The sequence below is a fragment of the Xanthomonas sp. WHRI 10207 genome (assembly GCF_040202975.1).
Classification (GTDB): Bacteria; Pseudomonadota; Gammaproteobacteria; order Xanthomonadales; family Xanthomonadaceae; genus Xanthomonas.
The window spans coordinates 37,072-61,390 of record NZ_JBEGDX010000006.1; the positions used below are offsets into that span (position 1 = coordinate 37,072).

Genomic DNA, 24,319 nt, shown 5'->3' on the forward strand with positions numbered 1-24,319 from the left:
ACGCATGAGCCGTCCCGTTACCGACTTCGATGCCGCGTTGGTCGCGCCGCCAATGGCCAACCCGGTCGCTGCCGAAGACGCCGACATCAGCGAGCTGCTGGGCCGCAGCGTCAACCCGTTGGTGCAGGCGGCCACGCCGCTGTTGCTGCTGGCGGTGCAATTGCGCCACAGCGCGCAACTGCCCGACGTGGCCCGTCTGCGCGAGCAGGTGATGGCGCAGATCCGCCGCTTCGAGCAACGTGCCCGCGATGGCGGCGCGCCGGTCGAAGCGGTCACCGCCGCGCGTTACGTGTTGTGCGCCTTGCTCGACGAGGCGGTGCTCAATGCACCGTGGGGCGAGCGCAGCGGCTGGTCGCAGAAGACCTTGCTGGTGGTCTTTCATAGCGAGTCGTACGGTGGCGCCAAGTTCTTCCAGATCCTGGAGCGGCTCTGCGCCGATGTGCCGCGGCATCTGGACCTGATCGAACTGATGTATCTGTGCCTGGCGCTGGGATTTGTTGGCCGCTATCAGATCGAAGCCGGCGGGCTGGCCAAGCTCGGCGAGATTCAGGACGACCTGTTCCGCCGTATCCGCGCCGCGCGCGGCGCCGCGCCGGACAGTCTGGCGCCGCATTGGCGCGGGGTGGAAGACCGTCGCCGGCTGGGTCGCTTCTTGCCGCTGTGGGCCGCTGCGCTGCTGGGGCTGAGCGTGCTGGTGGTGGCCTTTGTGTGGATGCAGACGCGCTTGAACGCCTTGTCGGCGCCGATCAGTGCGCAGGTCGCGCAATGGGGGCTGGCGCCGGCCACGCCACCGGATGCAACCCCGTTGCCGCCGCCGCAGGTGCGCCTCAAACAATTGCTGTCGACCCAGGAACGCGCCGGTCTGCTGAGCGTGGATGAGCAGGCCGATGCGCAGACGCGCGTGCGCTTGAGCAGCGCGGCGATGTTTGCCTCCGGCGGCGTCGAGGTGGAGCCGGACCAACGTGGCCTGATCGCACAGATCGCTGCGGCAATCGATCAATTGCCGGGCCGGGTGATCGTGGTCGGGCACACCGACGATGTGCCGGTGCGCTCGCTGCGCTTTGCCGACAACTACGCCTTGTCGGGCGCGCGTGCCGACGCGGTGGCGCAGCTGTTGCGCACGCATCTGCGCACGCCGGGGCGGGTGGAAGCGCTGGGCGCCGGCGACTCGCAACCGGTGGCGCAGCCACTGCAATTGCCGGCCAATCGCGCGCGCAATCGCCGCGTCGAGATTCTGTTTCAGCCTGGGGAATGACGATGAAAACGCTGTTGTCCAAGCTGAGTGCCACGTTGGTGGTGAGCGTATTGGCGCTGTGCCTGCTGTCGTTGCTGTTGTGGGTGGGCGGGCCGTATGTCGCCATCGATGGCTGGAGCCCGCTGACCGGTGTGGCGGCACGGCTGTTGGCAATCGTGACCTTGATCGGTGTGTGGCTGGGGGTGTTGGCATGGCGGCGTTGGCGCGCGCAGCGGCGCGCCGGCAGTTTGTCCAGCGCATTGGCCGCCCCGGGGCGCGATGACGACCGCGAACTGCGCAGCGGGCAGGAGCGTGCGCAGTTGCAGGCGCGCTTTCAGCAAGCCATTCAACTGTTGCGCAAGCGACGCGGCGGCAGCGATCTGTACACGCTGCCTTGGTATGCGCTGATCGGCCCGCCCGGCTCGGGCAAGAGCACCTTGCTGCAGCATTCCGGCCTGCAGTTTCCGCTGGCCGCGCGCATGGGCGATGCCGCGCTGCGCGGAGTGGGCGGCACCCGCGATTGCGAATGGTGGTTCACCGACGAAGCGGTGTTTCTGGACACCGCCGGGCGCTACACCACGCAGGATTCCGATCAAGCCGTCGATGCCGGCGCCTGGCGCGACTTTCTGCGGTTGCTGCGGCGCCATCGCCCACGCCGGCCGCTCAATGGCGTGCTGGTGACCATGAGCATGTCCGACCTGTTGCTGCTGGACGATGGCGAACGCGACACGCACATGCAGGCGATCCGTCGCCGCCTGGACGAGCTGGCCGAGCAGTTGCAGGCCAGCGTGCCGGTGTACCTGATCTTTACCAAGTGCGATCTGGTCGGTGGCTTCGGCGAGTTCTTCGACGATCTCACGCCTGCGCAGCGCAGCCAGGTCTGGGGCATGTCGTTTCCGCTGGCGCACACGCTCGATGGACGCGCCGCGCGTGGTTTTGCCGACGAATTCAACCTGCTGCAGCAGCAGTTGAGCGCACGCCTGTTCGAGCGTCTGAATCTGGAGCGCGACCGTTTGCGGCGTGCGGCGATCCTGTCGTTTCCGCAGCAGGTCGCCGCGCTTGGCGAGCGTGCACGGCAGTTTGTCGAAGGTACCTTCGCCGGCAACGCCTACGGGCCGGCACCACTGCTGCGCGGGGTGTACTTCACCTCCGGCACGCAGGAAGGCACGCCGATCGATCGCATGATGGGCGCGGTGGCACGCACCTTCGGTGTGGACGATGCGCGGGTGCATGCCCCGGGCGCGCAACGCCGCACGTTCTTTGTCGAGCGATTGCTGCGCGAGGTGGTGCTGCGCGAATCCGGGCTGGCCAATACCCCGCACACGCAGCAGCGCCGCATGGCGTGGTTGCAGGCGGCCGCCTATGTGGGCGTTGCGGTGTTGAGTGGTGCGCTGCTGGCCGGGTTGAGCGTCAGTTATCTGGGCAATCGCGCCTATCTCGAACAGGTACGTCAGGCGCTGGATGCACGCCCGGCAGTGCCAGATCCCAATGCCGCCACCGCCATGCCCGAGTACGTGACGCGCACGCTGCAGCAGGCCGCTGCCACGCAGGCGGTGGTGCGGGTGGCACGGCAGTACCACGCGCGCACGCCGTGGTCGCTGCGGATGGGATTGTTCCAGGGCGCCGCGCTTGGCGATGAAGTGCAGGCCGGCTATCTGCGCCAGCTCAATGCCACCTTGTTGCCGGCGCTGGCGGTGCGCTTTCGCAATGGTCTGGTCGACAACGCGCAGGCGCCGCAGGCGTTGTACTACACGCTCAAGGGCTACCTCATGCTCGGCCAGCCGCAGCATCTGGATGCGGCACAACTCAGCGCGCTGGCGGCCATCGAGGCCGGCAAACTGTTTCCGCGCGACGTAGCGCAGCAACAAGCGCTGAGCACGCAGTTGCAGGCCTTGCTCGATGCGCCCGAGCGCGTGCGCGCGCTGTCGCTGGACGGCGAGCGCATCGCACAGGCGCGCGCCAGCCTGCGTGCGGCCGATCTGTCTACGTTGATCTACGGCAACCTGCTGCTCACGCCGCCGGCCGGCACTCCGCTGCGGTTGGACAAGGCGTTGGGCTTGCTTGCCGATACCTTCGTGCGGCGCAGCGGCACCGCGCTGTCCACCGCGGTGCCGGCGCTGTACACCCAGCCGGTGTTTGCCGGTCTGCAGCGCGATGGCATCGGCCAGGCGGTGGAGCGCTTCGGGCACGACGATTGGGTGTTCGGCGGCGCGCCGCTGGATGCAGCCGCCAAGGCCGCGTTGGTGCGTGAGGTGGGCCAGCGCTACGCCGCCGACTACATCCGCTACTGGGATGCGCTGCTGGCCGATCTGCAATTGCGCCCGGCCGCCGATCTGGCCGCTGCCAGCGCAACTGCCGCCAAACTGGCCGGCCCCAGCTCGCCGCTGCGGCTGTTGCTCGGTGTGGTCGGCGAACACACCCAGGCGATGGACCGCGCACCGCCGGCAGACCCGGCGCAGCGCGCCATGGCTGCAGCGGCCGGCAAGGGGGCTGCCAAGGCCAACGCGGCAGCGGCAAAGCTGCCGGGCGGCGCGGCGATGAGCGCGGCGTTGGCCACCCCGGCCGACCCTGCCGCCGCCAACGCACCGGTGCCGGGCGCGGCGATCAGCGAGCACTTTCTGGCGCTCAACGCGCTGACTGCCGGCGCACCTGGTGCCACGCCGCTGGATCATCTGCTGAGCGTGCTCGATCAACTGGGCAAGCAGTTGCTGGTGGTGTCGCAAGGCGGCGGCGATGCGGCGGCTGCCAACGCGCAGCTGGCAGTGGCCCGGCAGGAAATGGCGCAGCTACCGCCGCCGGTGACCGACTGGCTGCAAACCCTGGCCGGCAGTAGCGCCACCTTGATGACGCAGGGCGCACGCGCCGCGCTGGATGCACAGGTGCGCCAATCGGTGGGCGAGGTGTGCAGCGATTTCGTGCGCGGCCGCTACCCCTTCGACCCAACGGCGCAGGTCGATATCCCGCTGCAGAATTTTGGCGAACTGTTCGGTACCGGTGGGCGCCTGGATGCGCTCTACACCGGCACCGTGCAACCGCTGCTGGACACACAGGCGCCGCAATGGCGCTGGAAACAAGGCCCGGATGCGGTGGTCGGCGCGCCCGGCCTGCCCGTACAGCTGCAACTGGCACAGCGCATCCGGCAGAAATATTTTCGCGGCGGGCCCACCCCGCAGATCGGCTTCACCGTGCTGGCGCCCACGCTGGGCGAGGGCGTCACCCGGCTGACGTTGGACATCGAAGGCCAGCGCTACGACTACCAACCCGGTGCGGCGCAGAGCATGCCGATGATCTGGCCCGGGCCGGTACCGGGGCATGTCTCGATTGCCGCCTTCGGCGCCGATGGCGTGGCGCTGGGCACGCTCGACTATCAAGGCGACTGGGCGCTGTTTCGCGCGCTGCAGGCCGGGCATCTGGAAAATCCGTCCGATCTGCGCTTCGTCGCCAGCTTCGCGCTCGGTGGCCACGACGTACAGGTGCCGCTGCGCGCAGGCAACTTGCGCCATCCGTTTCTGGACAGCGACGTCCAGCAGTTTGCGTGCGGCGGATGAACATGCCCGCGACCGATCAGATTGGCTTCCACGGCAAGTTGCCCGGCGTGGGCGACTTCGTGCAGCGGCGCTTGCCGGCCAGCTTTGTGCAGCCGTGGGACGCGCACTTTGCCAGCTGCCTGGACACGGTGCGCCAGCAGCTCGGCGAGCGTTGGCCCGGCGCCTATCGCAGCAGCGGCTTGCGCGCGTTCGCCCTGGGGCCGGGCGTGTGCGGCCCGCAGGCCTGGGCCGGCGTGCTTGGCCCGGGCGAAGACCGCGTGGGGCGTTGCTTCCCGCTGGTCGTGGCGATGCCGTTGCCGCATGCCTGCCTGCCCACACACGCCTGCTTTGGCGCATTGGCGGCGTGCCTGGGCCGTGCACTGCGCGCACGCGCCGATGCGGTGAGCTTCGACGCCGCCGTGCGCGCGCTCGCGGTGCCTGCCACGTCATCCACCACGCATGCACCGGCGCACGGCCAGTCGCTGTGGTGGCCACTGGGCGGCGCTGTGCAGGCGCTGGACGGCCTGCCCGCAGCCGAACGCTATCTCGACTGGCTGCTGGCCGATGTGGACATCACCGAGGTGACCCGATGAGCGCGTTCTATCAATCGGCCGGGCACACCGAAACCGGCAAGGTGCGCCGGCTCAACGAAGACGCGCTGCTGCTGCGCGACGACGCCGGGTTGTGGGTGGTGGCCGACGGCCTGGGCGGCCACAGCGCCGGCGATTACGCCAGCCAGTTGCTGGTGCAGCGGCTGGGCGCGTTGGTGCGCCCACCGGACCTGTGCGACTTTCTCGACGCCATCGACGACACCCTGGCGCAGATCAACGCCGAGCTGCTGCAGGTCGCGCGGCAACGCCGCGTGGACATGATCGCCACCACCGTGGTGGTGCTGGTGCACGACCCGGATTTCATGCTGTGCGGCTGGGTCGGCGACAGCCGCATCTATGCGCAACACGGCGGCCCGCTACGCCAGCTCACCCGCGATCACGTGCATGGCGTGCGCGAGGACGTCACCCAGTTCGGCAGTGCCCAGGCCGCCGCCGCAGCTGCCGGCGTGCTCACGCGTGCGGTCGGCGCGCAGGAGCCGTTGTTCGTCGATTGGGTGCTGCTGCCGAGTCTGCCGGGCACGCAATTTTTGCTGTGCAGCGACGGCATCAACAAGGAAATCCCCGACCCGGAGCTGGATGCCGAATGCCATCGCTTCGGCGATCCCCGCGCGTTGCTGGCGCGGTTGTTCGAACTGGCGATGGGCAGGGCGGCGCGCGACAACGTCACCGCCGTCGTCGTCCGCCTGCAGGAGTGAGCGCATGCACCAAGACACTGCCACCGTGACCGAACTGGTCACCGCCATGCGCACCGGCGCATTGAATCTGGAGGCCGTGCTGGCCGCGCTGGCCAAGCGCGCGGCCGTGCCGGATGCCGAATACCGCGACGGCGTGGAAACGCTGTCGCAACTGCAGCGCCAGCAACTGCTGGACGATGTCACCGTCACCACGTTGATGCATCGGTTGGATGCCTTGCACGCTGTCGCATCGCCAGCGCCGCCAGCAATTTCGCCAACCGCGGCAATCGCCGCGCCGCCAGCGGACGACGACGCCACCGTGGTGATGCCGCGCCGCACTGCGGCGCCGGTCGAAGACGACATCACCCGTGTGCAACCGGCGCAGCCGCTGCCCGGCGATGTGCCCAGCCTCACCAGCCTGGGCCTGGGCACCCAGATGGGCGTGGGCACGCAAACCGGCACCGGCACCGCAGGCACTGCCAGCCTGTCCAGTTGGCAACACCTGGCCGAGGCGGCCGGTGGCGACCACGCCAGCGTCGGCAGTTTGCTCAAGGGACGGTTCTTGCTGGAACGCGAACTCGGACGCGGCGGCATGGGCGTGGTGTATCTGGCACGCGACGAGCGCAAGGTGGAAGCGCGCGACCGCGACCCGTGGCTGGCCATCAAGGTGCTCAGCGACGAATTCCGCCGTCATCCCGATTCGCTGGTCGCGTTGCAACGCGAAGCGCGGCGCTCGCAGAAGCTCGCACACGACAACATCGTGCGGGTGTACGACTTCGACAAGGACCGCACCCTGGTCTTCATGACCATGGAGTACATCGACGGCAGCGACCTGAAAACATTGATCCGCGAGCAGGCCTACAACGGCATGCCGCTCAAGCAGGCGTGGCCGCTGATCGATGGCATGGGCCGCGCGCTGATCCGCGCGCATGCCGCCGGCGTGGTGCACTCGGACTTCAAACCCGGCAACGTCATGGTCACTCGCGAAGGCGTGGCCAAGGTGTTCGACTTCGGCATCGCACGCGCCGGCAAACACGCCGCCGATGTGTCCGGCGAACAGACCGTGTTCGATGCCGCCACGCTCGGTGCGTTGACGCCGGCCTATGCCAGCCTGGAAATGATTCGCGGGCAGGCGCCCACCGCGGCCGACGATCTGTACGCGCTGGGTTGCGTGTGTTTCGAACTGCTCACCGGCAAGCACCCGTTCGACAAACTCAGCGCCGAAGTGGCGCTGCGCGATGGCCGCCGCCCGCCACCGGTGCCTGGCCTGACCCGGCGCCAGTACGCCACGCTGTGCGCCGCCGTCGCGTTCCCCGCAAGCCAGCGTCTCAAGCGCGTGGATCAGTTGCTCGATGGCCTGCGCCAGGTGCCGCTGCGCGAACGCGCACTGCCCATGCTCGGTTACGGCGCCGCCGCGCTGGCGGTGCTGGGCACGGGCGGGTGGGGCGTGCAGCGCTACCTGCATCAGCAGCATCTGGCCGAGGTGGTCGCACGTTTCGGTGCGCAGGACCCGCAGCGCTATCGCGACGAAACCCAGGCCATGCAGGCGCTGTCCAGCCTGGAGCCGGACGACCGCCGCCGCCTGCTCACCGACCGCAGCGATCTGATCGAAGATTTCCTGCTGCGTCGTCTGGATGCAGTGTGGAATCCGTCCAACGGCCGCAACGATTATCACGGCGCGTTGCAGGTGTTTGCGCTGCGCGACCGGCTGCGGCTGTATTCGCCGTCGCTGGATGCGCGCCGGCAGACCATCGAGCGCGAAAAGAACGAGCGCCTCAACGCGCTCGACACCACGCTCAATCGCCAGCTCGACGCCGGTCTGCTGTTCCGCAACCAGGCCGACAACGCGCTGGCCACGCTCGACCAGGTGCGCCGCATCGACCCGGCCAGCAGTCTGTTGCATCACGCCGCGCTGGAAGTACGGCTGGATGCCGCCATTGCACAGGCGGTTGCGGCAGGCCAGCTCAGCACCGCGCGGACCGAGAGCGATCAGGCACGTGCGGCCTTCCCCGACTCGCTGCGTCTGCAGTTGCGCAGCGCCGAGGTTGCAGTGGCCGAACAGCAAGCCCGACGCACGCCGGTGGCTGCGGCGCCGCGCGATGCCGCTGGCGCACGTCAAACGCTGGCCGCCGCGCTGGCCCAGCCTGGCACCGATGCGGCGTGGCGCGACCGCGTGACTGCGGCATTGGCCGCCCTGCCGGCGGCCGAGCGCAGCACGCAACAGGGCGCAGTGGCCGAGGCCATCGCTGGCCTGGTCGCCGCCCAGTCCGACCCGGCGCAACTGGCGGGCGCGCAGGCACTGGTCAGCTTCGGTCTGCAGCTGGCACCGCAGTCCGGCGCGCTGCTGGCGCAACGCACGCGCCTGCACACCCTGGAGCAGCAGCTGCAGCAGGCGCTCGCCCGCGAAAGTGCCGAGGCCGAACTGGCCGGTCGGCTGGAGTCGCTGCGGCGTGCCGCCGCCGCCAACGATCTGGGCAAGACCGGCGATGCGTTGGCGCGTATTCGCGTGCTGCAGCCCAACCATCCGTTGCTGCGCAGCGAGGGCCCGCAACTGCTGTCGCAGGTGTATCGCAACAACGCCGGCGACGCCTTTGCGCAAGGGCGCTATGCGCAGGCCGCCGACCTGCTTGCCCAGGGGGTGCAGACGCTGGGTCAACGCGCCGAGCTACGCAGTGCGCAGGCGCGTTATGCCGTCGCCGCCGCGGTAATGGCTGCTGGCACCTTGCCGGCCGCCGAGCGCCAGCAACTGGGTCAGCGCCTGCAGGCGCTGTATCGCAGCGATGCCACCGCGATGGCGCAACTGGAAGCGCAGATGAAAGCCGCCGGGCAACTGCCCGAAGGCGCGTTGTCCGCGCGGCTGCAACGTGCGCCTGGCGTCGATGCGCCCGCATCCGACAGCGTGCCCGCCGGCAGCGCTACCGACGCACCGGCTGCCGCGTCGCCACCAAAATCGACGCGCGGCAGATCCACCGCCAAGCCCACCACGGCCACCACCGGTGCGGCCCGCAGCACCACGGCCGCTGCCGCACTGCCCACCAGCGTGGATGACGACGCCAGCCTGCCTCCGGTTCCGACCGGCCCGGACCCGTGCGGCGGTGCCGGCCTGCCCGGCCGTGGCGCCGCCTGTTTCGACACGCTGGGCGACACCCGCGGCCCGATGCTGGTGGTGGTGCCCGGCATCGACGGCGGCACGCCGTATGCGTTGTCGCGCGGCGAAGTGGCAGTGGCCGATTTCAACCTGTTCTGCCAGGCCACCGGCCGCTGCACCGCGCAGGCCGCCAGCACGCCCGAGCTGGCGCGCGCGCCGGTGCGCAACATCAGCCTGACCCAGGCCCGCGCCTATCTGCGCTGGCTGACCATCGGCAGCGGCGGTTGGCGCTACCGCCTGCCCAGCGATGCCGAATGGCTGCATGCCGCGCAGGCTGCCAGCAATTGGCGGCAAGCCGAAGACAGCAACTGCGTACCGCCCACCGCCAGCGCCACCGATGCGGTGCGCGCACCGGTGTCGGCGCGCGGCCGCGATGCCAACCCGTGGGGGCTGATCAACCTCACCGGCAATGTGTGGGAATGGGTCTCCAGCGGCGCCGGCGTACAAGCCCGCGGCGGCAGTTTTGCCAGTTACTGGTCCGATTGCACCGTGCAGGCCAGCCGCGCCGACAATGGCTCGGCGCAGCCGGACGTTGGCTTTCGCGTGCTGCGGGAGCTGCCATGAGCGGCAGCACGCAGCACCCGGCCAACGCCCAGCTGCATGCGCTGGCCCAGGCGCACCAGCTTGGCCAGATCGATCGCGCGCAGTACCGCGCCCGGCGGCGCAGCGTGCTGGACGCCGCCCGCCAGGCGCAGGGCGCGACCTTGCGCAACCCGCAGCCGCGGTCGCTCGACGACCGCTCCAGCCCGCCCTTTCAGCATGATCGCGCCAGCCGATTGCGCAGGCGTGCCACGGCAATTGTCGTAACAGTGACCGTCGTCGCATTAATGTTGCTAACATTCCATAAATGTACGTCCGGGTTCGACCGGCGTTCAGTCAGGGGCGAGCGCAACCATGCCGATCGCCATGCGGGCGTGCACACGTCCGCATGCGCAGCACAGCACGTCGGGCATGCGCAACAACGGATGTTTTCAGGGGTAAGTGACGTATGCGTATGACGTGTCTGGCCGCGGCGGTGTCTGCGTGCCTGTTGCTGGCCGCACCTGCGTGGGCGCAGGACCACAGCGCCTCCGATGGCGCGCCCGCAGGCGGCGCTGCGCTGCCGGCGATGAAGGACCGCGGCGATGCCGTTGTCACCTTGCCGGTACGCGGATTCCGCGTGCGCGATGTGGGCAACTATCCGGAGGCCGGTATCGACCCGGCGCGCGTGCAGGCGGTGGCTGATGCCGCGTTCGCCGCGTTGGCGCAAGGCCAGCCGGTGGTGGCGCTGCGCTTCGACCAGCTGCAGGCGGTGGCCGACACCGTCACCCGCGCCTATCGCGAAGCCGGCTTCATCGTCAGCACCGCCTACCTGCCGGCGCAGACGCCCGGCCCGGACCAACTGATCGAGATCCGCGTGCTCGAAGGCCGCATCGGCCAGGTCACCGTGCAAGGCGCCGCGCGCTATCGCGGCACCACCTTGTCGGCGCCGCTGCGCCAGTTGCAGGGCCGCCCGCTGCGCAAGCAGGACGTGGACACCGCGCTGCTGTACGCGCGTGATCTGCCGGGCGTGTCGCTGTCGTCGGTGCTGCAACCGGGCCAGAACGCCGGCGAAACCGATGTGGTACTGGTCGCCAGCGAAGCTGCGCGCCCGTATGTGATCAGCCTAGGCGGCAACAATTACGGCACCGAACTCACCGGCCGCTATCGCGCCCAGGCCGGCATCACCTGGAACAGCCCGTTGGGCTTGGGCGACGTGTTCGCCGCCAACTACGCTTATTCGTTGGCGCCGCGGCAGAGCCAGATCGGCGCGTTGTCGTATGCGTTGCCGGTGGGGCAGGTGTCCGGCCTGAGCGCGGTGGTCGGCGCCAGCCGCAGCGAGCTGGAGGTACGCAACGGCGTGTTCGCCCGGCTCGGCCTCAAGGGCCCCACCTCGGTGGTGTATGCCGGCGCCGACTGGAAATTCATCAATCACGATCTGCTGCAGCTGCAAGGCTCGGCGCGGTATCTGCGCGAAAAATCGCGGCTGGATGCCGCCGGCATCACGCTGTCGGACCAATCCTTCGACGTGGCCGAACTCGGCGTCTCGCTGCGCCGCACCGATCTGCGCTGGCGCGGGGTGGACCTGCTGCAGCTCAGCGTGCGCCAGGCCTTGCGCGATGGCTCGGCCGACCCGGATCTGGTCAGCCCCGACCGCGACAGCCACTTCACCCTGACGCGGCTGTCGTACACGCGCCTGCAATACCTCACCCGCACCCAACGCCTGTATTTCAAGTTCAGCGGCCAATACAGCAGCGACACGCTGGCGCCGCTGGAGCAATTTGCGGTGGGCGGGCCGGACAGCGTGCGCGCCTATCCGGTGTCCGATGCACTGGGCGATCTCGGCTATTACACCGCGCTGGAATATCACGTCGATGCGCCCGGTTTTGCCGATGCTGCCTCGCCGTTCAATGGCCGGCCGTGGCGCGAACTGCTGGAGCTGGACGTGTTCGCCGATCACGCCCGCGTGTTTGCGGCCAATGGCGTCGCTGCGCCAACCAGCTTCGACGCCGCCGGTGTCGGCTTCACCTTCCGCTTGCCGCAGTACGCCAATTTCGAATGGCGCCTCACGGCCGCCCTGCCGACCGGACGCCGCAATGCGTCCGATGGACGCGACGACGCCCGCATCTACACGCGTTTCGGCTTCACTTTCTGAGGGATCTGCGCATGCACGCCAACCACACCGCTTCCACCGTTGCAGCCCGCCCCTCCGAACGCCTGCTGCGTCGATCGCCGCTTGCGCTGGCGCTGGCCGCCGCACTCATGCTCAGCGCACCGGCGATGGCGCAGGTTGCCAGCACCCAGCTGCCCACCGGCGGCAGCATCGTGGGCGGCACCGGCACGATCAATGCGCCCAACGGCACAACGCAGGTGATCGACCAGACCGGCTCGCGCATGGCGTTGAACTGGACGAGCTTCGATATCGGTTCGGCCGCCACGGTGCGCTTCAACCAGCCCTCTGCGAGCTCGGTGATCCTCAATCGCGTCATCGGCGGCAATCCCACGCAGATCTTCGGCAACATCACCGCCAATGGTCAGGTGTTCCTGCTCAATTCCAACGGCATCCTCTTCGGCAATACCGCGCAGGTAAATGTCGGCGGCCTGGTCGCCACCACCCTGGGGGCCCAGGACATCAACTTCATCAACGGCAACGACGTCTTTGATGCAAACGGTGGGATCGCCCGGGTGTCCAATGCCGGCACCATTACCGCCGCCGCCGGCGCGGTCAATCTGATCGGCGCCGAAGTGCTCAACAGCGGCACCATCACCGCCAACGCCGGCAACATCACGCTGGCCGGCGCCGACAAGGTCACCCTTAGTTTCGAGAGCGGTGGGTTTGGCGTGGTCATCGACAAATCGCTGGAATTCGCGCAGGGCACGTTCGCGGTGAATAACTCCGGCAGCCTGATCGCACCCGGCGGCACCATCTCCCTGAGCGCACGCGCAGCACAGGGCGTGTTCGACGCGCTGGTCAACAACAGTGGCGTCGTCCGCGCTGCAGCACTTGCCGGCGGCAGCGACGGCAGCGTCTCGCTGGTGGCCAACGGCGCCGGCAGCAACGGCATCGTCGGCAATGGCAGTATCGATGTCGGCAGCGGTGCCATCAGCTATGTCTCTGACGTCGCCGTACAGCAGGGCGGCGTGCTCACCGCCGGCAACGTGTCCGGCAGCATCGGCGGCAATGCCAGCTTCAGCGGCGCCAACAAGATCGCCAACCTCGGCTTCCTGCAGGTGGCCGGCAACCTGGGCCTGACCAACACCATCGGCCTGGCGCAACAGGGCGCGCTGACGGTCGGCGGCACCAGCACCTTTTCGCTGGGCAACCAGGCGCTGACGCTGAGCGATGGCGGCAATCATTTTGGCGGCAGTGTCGGCCTCACCAGTGGCGCCACCCAGATCACCGACAGCGGTGCATTGACGCTGAGCACGTTGACCACCGGCAACCTCACCGCCACCAGCACCGGCACGCTGAATCTTGGCAGCGGCACGGTGACCGGCGCGCTCAGTGCCACCAGCAACAATGGCGCGATCCAGCAGGCTGGCAACGCCGGCCTCACCGTCACCGGCACCAGCGATCTGCAGGCCGGCACGGGAGCCATCTCGCTGACCACTGCAGGTAACGATTTCCAGCAGGCGGTCAGCCTGCGCGGGGGCACCACCCAGATCAGCGACAGCGGCGCACTGACCCTGGGCACGCTGGCCACCGGCAACCTCACCGCCACCAGCAGCGGTGCGTTGAATCTCGGCAATGGTGCGGTGACCGGGGCGCTCAGCGCCACCAGCAATGGTGGGCAGATCAGCCAGACAGGCGCGTTGACGGTGAACGGCACCAGCACGCTCGATTCCGGCAACGGGGGCACTGCGCTGAGCGATAGCGGCAACGACTTCGTTGGCGCGCTCACGCTGACCGGTAACGGTATCGCCGTACGCGATGCCAACGCTCTCACCATCGTCGGGCTCACCAACGGCAGCAACGGCGCCATTACGCTCACCGCAGGCGGCGCGCTCAACTTGCCCGCGCAGGCCATTGCCACCGGCACCGGCGCGCTGTCACTGAGCGCGCTCGGTGGCGGGCTCAGCACCGGGGGCGCACTGTCCGGCAACCAGGTGAGCCTGCGCGCGCGCGATGCACTGAACCTTGGCCACAGCGTCCAGGCCGGCGGCAACCTGCAGCTGACCAGCGACACCGGGGCCATCACCCAGACCGCCGGCCTGCTCGCTGTCACCGGCACCACCAACGCCACGGCGGCAGCGGGCACCGGCGCCATCAGCCTGGGCGGTGCCGGCAACGATTTCGGCGGCGCGGTCTCGCTCACCGGCAGCACGGCGGTGGTCAACGACAGCAACGCACTCACCCTGGGCGCCATTGCCACCAACACGCTCATCGCCACCAGCCACGGCAGCTTGAACCTGGGCCAGGGCAGCATCGGCGGCTTCGTCACTGCGACCAGCAACGGTGGCGCGATCACCCAGAACGGCGCACTGACCCTGACCGGCCCGGCAACGCTCAATGCAGGCAGCGGCGCGATTTCGCTGGGCAACGGCGGCAACGACTTTCAGGGCGCGCTGACCCTGGTCGGCACCGGCATCGCGGTCAGCGATCTCGACACGCTCAGCGTGACCTCGCTCACCGCCGGTAGCGGCGGGGATGTCACCCTCACCGCTGGCGCCGACCTGTTGCTGCCAGCGCAGGCCATCGACCTTGGCGCGGGCAATCTGCGGCTAAGCGCGCAGGGCAGCACGCTGGCGACCAAGGGCGCGCTCAGTGCCAATCAGATCAACCTGTCTGCTCGCGACGGGCTGACCCTGGACCACGACATCGATGCCACCAGCACGCTGGCGTTGACCACCACCAACGCCGCCATCACCCAGGGCGGTGGGGCGATCAGCGCTGGCGCACTAGGCACCGTCAACGCCGGAACCGGTGCGATCTCTTTGCTCGGTCCGGGCAACGATTTCACCGCCGGACTCGACGTGACCGGCGGCGCCATCGGCATCTACGATCGCAATGACCTGTCCATCGTCTCGCTGGTCAGCGCCGCCAACAGCGCGGTCACGCTCACCGCAGGCGGCATGCTGAGCCTGCCGGCGCAATCGATCGACACCGGCAGCGCCACGCTGCAACTGCGTTCGGACAACAGCAGCTTGGCCACCAATGGCGCATTGCGCGGCGGCAATGTCAGCCTCAACGCGCGCACGGGCATCACGCTGTCGCATGACATCACCAGCAGCGGCAACCTGCAGCTGCGCACCACCAACGCTGCGCTCACCCAGCTTGCCGGCAGGCTCGCCATCGATGGCACCACCACGGTCAATACCGGCAGCGGCGCTGTGGCGTTGAACGGCGCGTCCAACGCCTTCACCGGCGCGCTGTCGGTGACCGGTGGCGCGGTGCAGATCAACGCGCTCAGCGCGTTGACCCTGGGCAGCTTCACCGCCAACGCGCTCACGGTCAGCAGCGGTAGCGCATTGGATCTGGGGCAGGGCAGCGTGGCCACCTCGCTGACCGCCACCAGCGCCAGCGGCGGCATCACCCAGACCGGCGGGCTTGAGGTGGGTGGCGCGGCGCAATTCACGGCCGGCACCGACAACATCACCCTGACTACGAGCGACAACGACTTTCGCGGTGTCGTGGGCCTGAGCGGCAACGCCGTGCAGGTGGTCGATCGCGATCGGCTCACCCTGGGCAACAGCAGCGTCGGCAGCCTGCTGGTCGACAGCAGCAACACCGACATCGACCAGCAAGGCGCGCTGACCGTCAGCGGCAGCAGTCGCTTCGATGCCGGCAGTGGCAGCATCACGTTGACCGACAGCGCCAACAATTTCGCCGGCGCGGTGAATCTGGCCGGCGGCGCCGTGCAGGTGGTCGATGCCAACACGCTCACCCTGGGCACGCTCAACACCGGCGTACTCACCGTCAGCAGCACCGGTGCGTTGAATCTTGGCACCGGCAGCACCGGTGCCTTGACCGCCACCAGCAACAACGGCGCCATCACTCAGACCGGTGCGCTCAGCGTTAATGGGGTTGGCAGCATCAACGCCGGCAGCGGCACGATTGCACTGACCGACATCGGCAATGATTTCAGCAACACGGTGAATCTCACGGGCGGCGCGGCGCAGATCGTCGATGCCAACGCGCTCACCTTGGGCAGCCTCAATACCGGCGCGCTCACCGCCACCAGTAACGGTGCGTTGAATCTTGGTCAGGGCAGCGTCAATGGCGCGCTGACCGCCACCAGCAACAACGGCGCCATCACCCAGGCCGGTGCACTCACCGTCACCGGCGCAAGCACCATCAACGCCGGCAGCGGTGCGATCGCGCTGACCGATGCCAACAACGATTTCCAGGGTGCCGTCAGCCTGACCGGCAACGGCATCGCCGTGACCGATCGCAGCGTGCTGAACGTCTCCTCGATCAACGGCAATAGCAACGGCGACATCGCGCTCACTGCGCAAACGCTCAACCTGCCTGCATCGGCGATCTCCGCTGGCAGCGGTAACTTGACGCTCACTTCCACCGGCAGCGCGTTCAGCACCGGCGGCGCGCTGAGCGGCAGTAACGTCGTGCTCACTGCGCGCGATGGCCTGACCCTGGCGCACACCATCAGCGCCGGCAACGCGCTGACGCTGCGCACCACCAATGCCGCAATCAACCAGACCGGCGGCCAATTGCTGGTTGGCGGTATTACCACCGTCAACGCCGGCTCCGGCGCGATCGTACTGACCAATGCCAACGACTTCATTGGCGCGGTCGCCCTCGCCGGCGGCGCGGCGCAGATCGTCGATGCCAACGCGCTCAGCCTGGGCAGCCTCAATACCGGCGCGCTCACCGCCACCAGTAACGGTGCGTTGAATCTGGGTACCGGCACCACCGGCAGCTTGACCGCCACCAGCAACAACGGCGCCATCACCCAGGCCGGTGCGCTCACCGTCACCGGCGCAAGCACCATCAACGCCGGCAGCGGCGCGATTGTGCTGACCGATAGCAACAACGACTTCCAGGGCGCCGTCGGCTTGACCGGCAACGGCATCGCCGTGACCGATCGCAGCGTGCTGAACGTCTCCTCGATCAACGGCAATAGCAACGGCGACATCGCGTTGACTGCGCAAACGCTCAACCTGCCTGCATCGGCGATCTCCGCCGGTATCGGCAGCTTGACGCTCACCTCCACCGGCAGCGCGTTCGGCACCGGTGGCGCGCTGAGCGGCGGCAACGTCGTGCTCACTGCACGCGATGGCTTGACCCTGGCGCACACCATCAGCGCCGGCAACGCGCTGACGCTGCGCACCACCAATGCCGCAATCAACCAGAGCGGCGGCCAATTGCTGGTCGGCGGCCTCACCACCGTCAACGCCGGCACTGCCGCCATTACCTTGAACGGCGCCAATGATTTCCAAGGTGCAGTGAACCTCACTGGTGGCGTCGTACAGCTCAACGACAGCGACGCACTGACCCTGGGCACGCTCAACACCGGCGCGCTCACCGTCACCAGCAACGGCACGTTGAATCTCGGCCAGGGCAGCGTCAATGGCGCACTGACCGCCATCAGTAACGGCGGTGTCATTACGCAGACCAACGCGCTCAGCATCACCGGCGCCAGCACGCTCGATGCCGGCAACGGATCGATTGCGTTGACCAACGCCAACAACGATTTTGTCGGTGCAGTCGCCGCCACCGGCGACGGCATCGCCTTGGTCGACGGTAACGACCTGCAGCTCGCCAGCGTGCAAAGCACCGGCACTGGCGCGGTAACGCTGGATGCCGGCGGTGCACTGCTGCTGCCGGCTACCACGATCGACACCGGTACCCGTGCGCTCAGTTTGATCGCGCGCGGCGGTACCCTCACCACGGTCGGTGCGCTGCGTGGCGGCGATGTGCAGCTGACCGGCGCCGACGGCATCGTGCTTGGCAATACCATCGCTGCGTCGGGCGATCTGGCAGTGCGCAGCACCAACGCGGCGATCACCCAACGTGCGGGCACGCTGCAGGTGGCAGGCAATAGCGTGGTCGATGCCGGCAGCGGCGCAATCGTGCTGGATGCGGCCGGCAACGACTTCCAGGGCCTGCTCGCGCTCAGCGGCGGTGCCACGCGTGTGCGTGCTGCCACTGCGCTGACGCTGGGTGCGCTGAACACCGGCGCGCTCGATGTCGCCAGCACCGGCGCGCTCAACCTGGGCTTCGGCCTGGTCAATGGCGATCTGGACGCCGCCAGCAACGGCGGTGGGCTGTCGCAGACCGCTGCGCTGACCGTCACCGGCGTCACCCGCATCGACAGTGCCGGCGCTTCCATCGCGCTTGCCGATGCCGGCAACGATTTCCAGTCGGCAGTGAACCTCCGCGGTGGCGATACCCGCGTACGCGACCGCAATGCGCTGACGCTCGGCAACGTGGATGTCGCCGCGCTGGAGGCAAGCAGTGGCGAGGCATTGAATCTGGGTCAGGGCCGCATCGGCGGCACGCTGGTCGCGCGCAGCGGCGTTGCACCGGCTGCACGCATTCTCGCGCAGGCGCTGCCCACGCCGGCGGCCACCGATGCCGGCATCACCCAGCAAGGCGCGTTGATCGTCGTCGGCAACAGCGTGCTCGATGCGGGCAGCGGCGCCATCGTGCTCACCGATGCCGGCAACGATTTCCAGGGCAGCGTGCAGGCCACTGGCGGCAGCATCGCGCTGGTCGATCGCAACGACCTGGCCGTGGCGGTGCAGGCGAGCGGTGCGGTCGCGCTGCAGGCCGGCGGCCAGCTCTCTACCAGCGGTGCGATTGCCGGCAACGCGGTGGCGTTGAGCAGCGGTGGCGGCATGCAGCTGGGGCACGACATCAGCAGCGCCGGCAACCTCAGCGTGCGTAGCGGCGGTGCCATCACTCAAAGCGGCGGCAGCCTGCGCGCAGCGCAGCTCAGCGGCAGCGCCGCGGGCGAGGCCACGCTGACCAGCGCCGGCAATGCCATCGGCACGCTCGGCGACTTCCGTGCGCAAAGCCTGGACCTGTTCAGTGCCGGCGCATTGCAGGTGAGCGGGCGCGTGGATGGCGGCAACCTGTTGCGGCTGCGCAGTGGTGATGCGTTGCTGCTGGATGGTCAGCTCAGCGCTGCGACCACCTGGCTGCAGGCGGTTGCCGGCATTCGCCAGCGCGCCGGCAGCACCCTCAGCACCAACCTGCTCAGCGGCAGCGCCGGTGGCCCGGTGGTGCTGGGCGATGCCACCACCTTCATCGACAACCGCGTAGTGCGGCTGGGCGATTTCACCGCCAGCAATGGCTTCAGCCTCACCAATGCCGGCGACCTCACGCTGGTGCTGGCTAACGGCAGCAGCTACAGCGTGGATGCCGGCAACAGCGCGTTGTTGCTGTCGGTGCGCGGCGATCTGCTGCAGGAAGGCCGCGCCACGCTGCGCGATGGCACCGGCAATTTCTCCGCGACCGGCCGCATCGGCACCCAGCAGGACCCGATCTACCTGATCGGCACCGGCGCCCAGGTGATCGGCGCGGTGGGCGCGCCACCGGCGTACTTCAACGCGACCACCGCCGAGGGCGGGTTGCTCGAGTTGAGCGGCGGTTCCAGCTTCAACGTGCCGGCCTCGGCGTTTGCCGGCCGCGCGCAGAGCTCGGCCAGCCGCACCATCGCCTTCGTCGATCTGTCCGCCAGCGGGACGCCGTATCGCGCCTTCGGCCTGGTCCGTCCCGGCCTGCGTCTGCCCGACGACCAGCAACCGGCCTGCGACGCCGGCGACCCGGACGCGGTCTGCACTCCGCAATAAGAGCAGCTAACAAAACGACTGTGCTCACCGCCAGGCGGGCGCGGCCGGTGCTCGGAATCGGCATGTACCACTCGGACACTCCGGTTCTGAGCGCACCGTCCACACCCACCTGACGACTGCTCGCTACGTTTTGTCAGCCACTCTAAGCCCTGCCGCCGCCCACCGCGGCGGCTCTCCCGATGGAGCCTGCCATGCACGACGACACTTCCCTGCAGACCTTGCTGGCACCGATCAGCGACGACGCCCCGGCCGGCCCGGATCTGGAATACGACCCGGACTTCCTGCGCCTGGAGCGCGACTCGGCCGTCCGCGCCGAGCGCACCCTGGGCGAGAGCGTCATCGCCGCCGAAGAACCCGACTGGGACAAGGTGCAGGCGCTGGCGCTGGAACTCAGCCGCCGCAGCCGCGACCTGCGCATCGCCAGCAAGTTGGGCGCGGCCTGGTTACGCCTGCGCGGCCTGCCGGGCTGGGCCGACACCCTGGCGCTGATCCACGGCCTGCTGGACCAGCATTGGGACAGCGTGCACCCACAGCTGGATGCCGACGACGACAACGACCCGACCTCGCGCATCAACGCCCTTGTCGGCTTGAGCGACCCGATGGGCCTGCTTGGCGCGCTGCGCACCGCACCGTTCGTGCAATCGCCGCGGCTGGGCCGCTTCAGCCTGCGCGACCTGCGCGTGGCCAACGGCACCCTCAAACTGCCCGAGGGCCAGACCGGCCCCAGCCTGGCCGAGATCGAAGCCTGTTGCCAGGACTGCACGCCGGAAACGCTGGCCGCCTCCGCCCAGGCCATCAGCGCTGCGTCGGCGCATGCGCGCGCCATCGATGCCTTGCTCACCGAACATGTCGGCACCGCCGCGCCGGACCTGCGCCCGCTGCTGACCGACCTGCGCGAGCTGGAACGTTTCGTGCTGCCGCACTGGCAGGCGCGCGACAGCAGCGCCAACCCCGCCGCGCCGGACGCCGACGCGGCGCCGGCCGGCGAGGGCAACGACGGCGCGACCACCAGCGCCCGCCCGGCCGGCGCCATTGCCGGCCCGGACGATGTGCTGCGTCGCCTGGATGAAATCTGCGCCTATTACGCGCGCTGCGAACCTTCCAGCCCGGTGCCGATGCTGCTGCGGCGTGCACAGCGCCTGGTGGGCTGCGATTTCCTGGCCTTGATGAAGGAACTGGCCCCGGCCGGCATCGACGACCTGCAACGCGTCACCGGCCCGCTGGAAAACGGCTGAGCGCGGCGAACGACACCTGGCGAGCAGTGGTCAGGTGGATGTGGACAACGCGCTCAGAGACCAAGTGCCCGCGTGGGACATGCTGTACCGAGGCCGGTCGCACCCGCTGGGCGATGAGCGATAAGCGCCAGCGTTCTGTGAGCAGCGCCATTCCACCGGCTCAGCCCAACAGGCAGCCGCAGCAAGGGATGTCCGCAATACTGTCGATCGCCTTATCGACTGCCCTACGGCGGCAGCCCAACCAGCCCACCGCCCACCTCCGAACAAAGCGCAGTCACACCGCGCTGTTGCGAATCCCAACTCCCAACTCACCAATCACCAATCACCAACGATACAACTGCCAATACACCTTGTTGACCTTGTCCTTCTCGGCATCGGTATGCCCGTCGTGGTCGCGGTCGTACAGGAAGTAGGGCGCACCGCGGGCCGGCGTCACGCGCACCATTTCCAGCTGACCATTGACGCGGTATTCGTCGACCTTGTCGCCATTCCCCATGGTCTTGCTGGTGACATCTGCGCCGGCCGGAACATCGCCACCCGCGCGGCCACCACCGCTCGTGGCACAGCCGCCAAGCAGCAGCAACGGCAGCAGCAAAAGACATGCTCTCTTCATCGTCGTCATCCGTTTTAGGTCGTCGGTCAGTATGCGCTGGCGCGGTGTGGCGCGGGCGTGCAGCGTTAGAATTGTCCGATGAGCAAATTAGTCCTGATCGACGGGTCCAGTTACCTGTATCGCGCGTTCCACGCGCTTCCGCCGCTGACCAATGCCCAGGGCGAGCCCACCGGCGCGTTGTTCGGCGTGGTCAACATGTTGCGCGCCACCTTGAAGGAACGCCCCGCCTACGTCGCGTTCGTGGTGGACGCGCCGGGCAAGACATTTCGTGATGACTTGTATGCCGACTACAAGGCCAACCGCCCCTCGATGCCCGACGAGTTGCGCGCACAGGTGCAGCCGATGTGCGACATCGTGCATGCGCTGGGTATCGACATCCTGCGTATCGACGGCGTGGAAGCGGACGATGTGATCGGCACACTGGCGCTGCAGGCCGCCGCAGACGGATTGAGCGTCACCATCTCCACCGGCGACAAGGACTTCGCACAGCTGGTGCGTCCAGGCATCGAACTGGTCAACACCATGAGCGGCAGCCGCATGGATTCGGACGAGGCGGTGATCGCCAAGTTCGGCGTGCGGGCCGACCAGATCGTCGACTTGCTCGCGCTGATGGGCGATGCCATCGACAACGTGCCCGGCGTGGACAAGTGCGGACCCAAGACCGCCGCCAAATGGCTGGCCGAATACGACTCGCTCGACGGCGTCATCGCCAACGCCGACAAAATCAAAGGCAAGATCGGCGAGAACCTGCGCGCCGCACTGCCGCGGCTGCCGCTCAACCGCGCGTTGGTCACCATCAAGACCGACGTGGCGCTGGCCTGCGGCCCGCGCGCGCTGGAGCTGCGCGAGCCCAATGCCGAAACGCTGGCCGTGCTGTACGCCCGCTACGGTTTCAGTCAGGCCCTGCGCGAGCTGGGCGGCGCAGCGGCCGCTGGCGCGCAGACCGAAGCCATGGCCGTGGCCCGTACCGAACCCGGCCGCGCCCGCGGCACCGGCTTCGTCTCCGGCCCGGCGAGCGCGCCGGTGGATCTGGACCCGGCGCTGGCCGCGCCCGGTCAGTACGAGACGATTCTCACCCAGCAACAGCTGGACAGCTGGATCGCCCGCCTGCGTGCGGCCGGCCAGTTCGCTTTCGATACCGAAACTGACAGCCTGGACCCGCTGCAGGCCAACCTGATCGGCCTCAGCGTCGCCGCCGAGCCCGGCCAGGCGGCGTACCTGCCGTTCGGCCACGACTTCCCCGGCGCGCCGGCCCAGCTCGACCGCGCCCAGGCGCTGGCCCAGCTGGCGCCGCTGCTCACCGACCCTGCGCTGCGCAAGCTCGGCCAGCACGGCAAGTACGACCTGCACGTGATGCGCCGACACGGCGTGGAGCTGGCTGGGTACAGCGACGACACCTTGCTGGAGAGCTTCGTGCTCAATTCCGGCAGCGCCCGCCACGACATGGATAGCCTGGCCAAGCGCTATCTGGGCTACGACACCGTCAAGTACGAAGACGTCTGCGGCAAGGGCGCCAAGCAGATCAAGTTCGCCCAGGTCAGCCTGGAAGATGCCACCCGCTACGCCGCCGAAGACGCCGACATCACCCTGCGCCTGCACCACGTGCTCGGCCCCAAGCTGGCCGCCGAGCCAGGGCTGGAGCGCGTCTACCGCGAGATCGAGATGCCGCTGGTGGAAGTGCTCGCCCGCATCGAGGCCAACGGCGTGTGCGTGGACGCGGCCGAACTGCGCCGCCAGAGCGCGGACCTGTCCAAGCGCATGCTCGCCGCCCAGCAAAAGGCCACCGAGCTGGCCGGGCGCACCTTCAACCTGGATTCGCCCAAGCAGCTGCAGGCGCTGCTGTTCGACGAGCTCAAGCTGCCCGCCGTGGTCAAGACGCCCAAGGGCCAGCCCTCGACCAACGAAGAAGCGCTGGAAGCCATCGCCGACCAGCACGAGCTGCCGCGGGTGATCCTGGAGTACCGCGGCCTGGCCAAACTGCGCAGCACCTATACCGACAAGCTGCCGGAGATGATCCACCCGCAGTCCGGGCGCGTGCACACCAGCTACCACCAGGCCGGCGCCGCCACCGGGCGGCTGTCCTCGTCCGACCCCAACCTGCAGAACATCCCGATCCGCACCGAAGACGGCCGCCGCATCCGCCGCGCCTTCGTCGCCCCGCCCGGGCGCAAGCTGATCGCCTGCGACTACTCGCAGATCGAACTGCGCATCATGGCCCACCTGTCTGGCGACCCCGGCCTGGTGGGCGCGTTCGACTCCGGCGCCGACGTGCACCGCGCCACCGCGGCGGAGGTGTTCGGCCGCACCATCGACACCGTCAGCAATGACGAACGCCGCGCTGCCAAGGCGATCAACTTCGGCCTGATGTACGGCATGAGCGCGTTCGGCCTGGCCCGCCAGCTCGGCATCGGCCGTGGCGAGGCGCAGGACTACATCGCGCTGTACTTCAGCCGCTACCCGGGCGTGCGCGACTTCATGGAAACCACCCGCCAGCAGGCCCGCGACAAGGGCTACGTGGAGACGGTGTTCGGTCGCCGGCTGTATCTGGACTTCATCAATGCCGGCACCCAGGGCCAGCGCGCCGGTGCCGAGCGCGCCGCGATCAACGCGCCCATGCAGGGCACCGCCGCCGACATCATCAAGCGCGCCATGGTCAGCGTGGATGGCTGGATCGCCGACCATGCGCAGCGCGCACTGATGATCCTGCAGGTGCACGACGAACTGGTGTTCGAAGCAGACACCGATTTCGTCGACACGTTGCTGAGCGAAGTCACCGCGCGCATGTCGGCCGCTGCTGAATTACGCGTGCCGCTGGTGGTGGATTCGGGCGTGGGCGATAACTGGGACGAGGCGCACTGACGCAGCACATCACGCTGATATGCTGAATGCGCAGACCAGACATAAGTCGGTCGAAACATAATGCGCGCGCAGCAGGATTGGAGGAATGAATAACCGTTAAATTCTACATTTTTTTAACAGTTATCTTCACGATCCATCAATGT

The 24,319-nt window shown here is 68.3% G+C and carries 11 protein-coding genes and 2 other RNA genes; 11 read left to right on the forward strand and 2 right to left on the reverse strand.

Annotation, left to right across the window (positions count from 1 at the left end):
- Positions 1 to 4: 4 nt before the first annotated feature.
- From icmH to tssA, 10 genes are all read left to right on the forward strand, one after another.
- Complete coding sequence (icmH, locus tag ABQU90_RS17965) at positions 5 to 1,255, forward strand: type IVB secretion system protein IcmH/DotU (RefSeq protein ID WP_323523131.1); 1,251 nt, start codon at positions 5 to 7, stop codon at positions 1,253 to 1,255.
- Complete coding sequence (tssM, locus tag ABQU90_RS17970; protein ID WP_323523132.1) at positions 1,252 to 4,782, forward strand: type VI secretion system membrane subunit TssM; 3,531 nt, start codon at positions 1,252 to 1,254, stop codon at positions 4,780 to 4,782. The genes icmH and tssM overlap by 4 nt, the downstream gene beginning before the upstream one ends.
- Positions 4,779 to 5,354, forward strand: a complete 576-nt coding sequence (gene tagF / locus ABQU90_RS17975; RefSeq protein WP_323523133.1) for a type VI secretion system-associated protein TagF — start codon at positions 4,779 to 4,781, stop codon at positions 5,352 to 5,354. Before tssM ends, tagF begins: the two co-directional genes overlap by 4 nt.
- Entirely contained in the window at positions 5,351 to 6,067 is a 717-nt protein-coding gene (locus tag ABQU90_RS17980) for a PP2C family protein-serine/threonine phosphatase (protein ID WP_055846949.1), read from the forward strand. The genes tagF and ABQU90_RS17980 overlap by 4 nt, the downstream gene beginning before the upstream one ends.
- A 4-nt stretch (positions 6,068 to 6,071) precedes the next feature.
- Positions 6,072 to 9,758: a protein kinase domain-containing protein gene (locus tag ABQU90_RS17985; protein ID WP_323523134.1), complete on the forward strand. Its 3,687-nt coding sequence runs from the start codon at positions 6,072 to 6,074 to the stop codon at positions 9,756 to 9,758.
- Positions 9,755 to 10,192, forward strand: coding sequence for a hypothetical protein (locus ABQU90_RS17990; protein WP_323519888.1), 438 nt, complete (start codon positions 9,755 to 9,757; stop codon positions 10,190 to 10,192). Before ABQU90_RS17985 ends, ABQU90_RS17990 begins: the two co-directional genes overlap by 4 nt.
- The gene (locus ABQU90_RS17995; protein ID WP_323519886.1) at positions 10,189 to 11,868 is read left to right on the forward strand and encodes a ShlB/FhaC/HecB family hemolysin secretion/activation protein; all 1,680 of its coding nucleotides are present in this window, start codon (positions 10,189 to 10,191) and stop codon (positions 11,866 to 11,868) included. The genes ABQU90_RS17990 and ABQU90_RS17995 overlap by 4 nt, the downstream gene beginning before the upstream one ends.
- A gap of 11 nt (positions 11,869 to 11,879) precedes the next feature.
- Complete coding sequence (locus ABQU90_RS18000) at positions 11,880 to 19,469, forward strand: two-partner secretion domain-containing protein (protein WP_323523135.1); 7,590 nt, start codon at positions 11,880 to 11,882, stop codon at positions 19,467 to 19,469.
- Positions 19,470 to 19,531: 62 nt separating this feature from the next.
- Positions 19,532 to 19,608, forward strand: a non-coding RNA gene (locus ABQU90_RS18005) — sX9 sRNA.
- Positions 19,609 to 19,660: 52 nt separating this feature from the next.
- Entirely contained in the window at positions 19,661 to 20,704 is a 1,044-nt protein-coding gene (gene tssA, locus ABQU90_RS18010; RefSeq protein ID WP_323523136.1) for a type VI secretion system protein TssA, read from the forward strand.
- A 4-nt stretch (positions 20,705 to 20,708) separates the two neighbouring features.
- On the opposite strand, the gene ABQU90_RS18015 is transcribed toward tssA, so the two are convergent.
- Positions 20,709 to 20,785: non-coding RNA, sX9 sRNA (locus ABQU90_RS18015), on the reverse strand.
- Positions 20,786 to 21,026: 241 nt separating this feature from the next.
- Complete coding sequence (locus ABQU90_RS18020; protein WP_055846968.1) at positions 21,027 to 21,317, reverse strand: DUF2782 domain-containing protein; 291 nt, start codon at positions 21,315 to 21,317, stop codon at positions 21,027 to 21,029.
- Positions 21,318 to 21,395: 78 nt separating this feature from the next.
- Between ABQU90_RS18020 and polA the strand changes: the two genes are divergently transcribed.
- Positions 21,396 to 24,176, forward strand: coding sequence for a DNA polymerase I (gene polA / locus ABQU90_RS18025; RefSeq protein WP_323523137.1), 2,781 nt, complete (start codon positions 21,396 to 21,398; stop codon positions 24,174 to 24,176).
- Positions 24,177 to 24,319: the final 143 nt, after the last annotated feature.

Bases quoted from the DNA above. Each gene is read 5' to 3' on its own strand.
- icmH (WP_323523131.1), top strand. From the start codon at position 5: ATGAGCCGTCCCGTTACCGACTTCGATGCCGCGTTGGTCGCGCCGCCA.
- tssM (WP_323523132.1), top strand. From the start codon at position 1,252: ATGACGATGAAAACGCTGTTGTCCAAGCTGAGTGCCACGTTGGTGGTG.
- tagF (WP_323523133.1), top strand. From the start codon at position 4,779: ATGAACATGCCCGCGACCGATCAGATTGGCTTCCACGGCAAGTTGCCC.
- ABQU90_RS17980 (WP_055846949.1), top strand. From the start codon at position 5,351: ATGAGCGCGTTCTATCAATCGGCCGGGCACACCGAAACCGGCAAGGTG.
- ABQU90_RS17985 (WP_323523134.1), top strand. From the start codon at position 6,072: ATGCACCAAGACACTGCCACCGTGACCGAACTGGTCACCGCCATGCGC.
- ABQU90_RS17990 (WP_323519888.1), top strand. From the start codon at position 9,755: ATGAGCGGCAGCACGCAGCACCCGGCCAACGCCCAGCTGCATGCGCTG.
- ABQU90_RS17995 (WP_323519886.1), top strand. From the start codon at position 10,189: ATGACGTGTCTGGCCGCGGCGGTGTCTGCGTGCCTGTTGCTGGCCGCA.
- ABQU90_RS18000 (WP_323523135.1), top strand. From the start codon at position 11,880: ATGCACGCCAACCACACCGCTTCCACCGTTGCAGCCCGCCCCTCCGAA.
- tssA (WP_323523136.1), top strand. From the start codon at position 19,661: ATGCACGACGACACTTCCCTGCAGACCTTGCTGGCACCGATCAGCGAC.
- ABQU90_RS18020 (WP_055846968.1), bottom strand. From the start codon at position 21,317: ATGAAGAGAGCATGTCTTTTGCTGCTGCCGTTGCTGCTGCTTGGCGGC.
- polA (WP_323523137.1), top strand. From the start codon at position 21,396: ATGAGCAAATTAGTCCTGATCGACGGGTCCAGTTACCTGTATCGCGCG.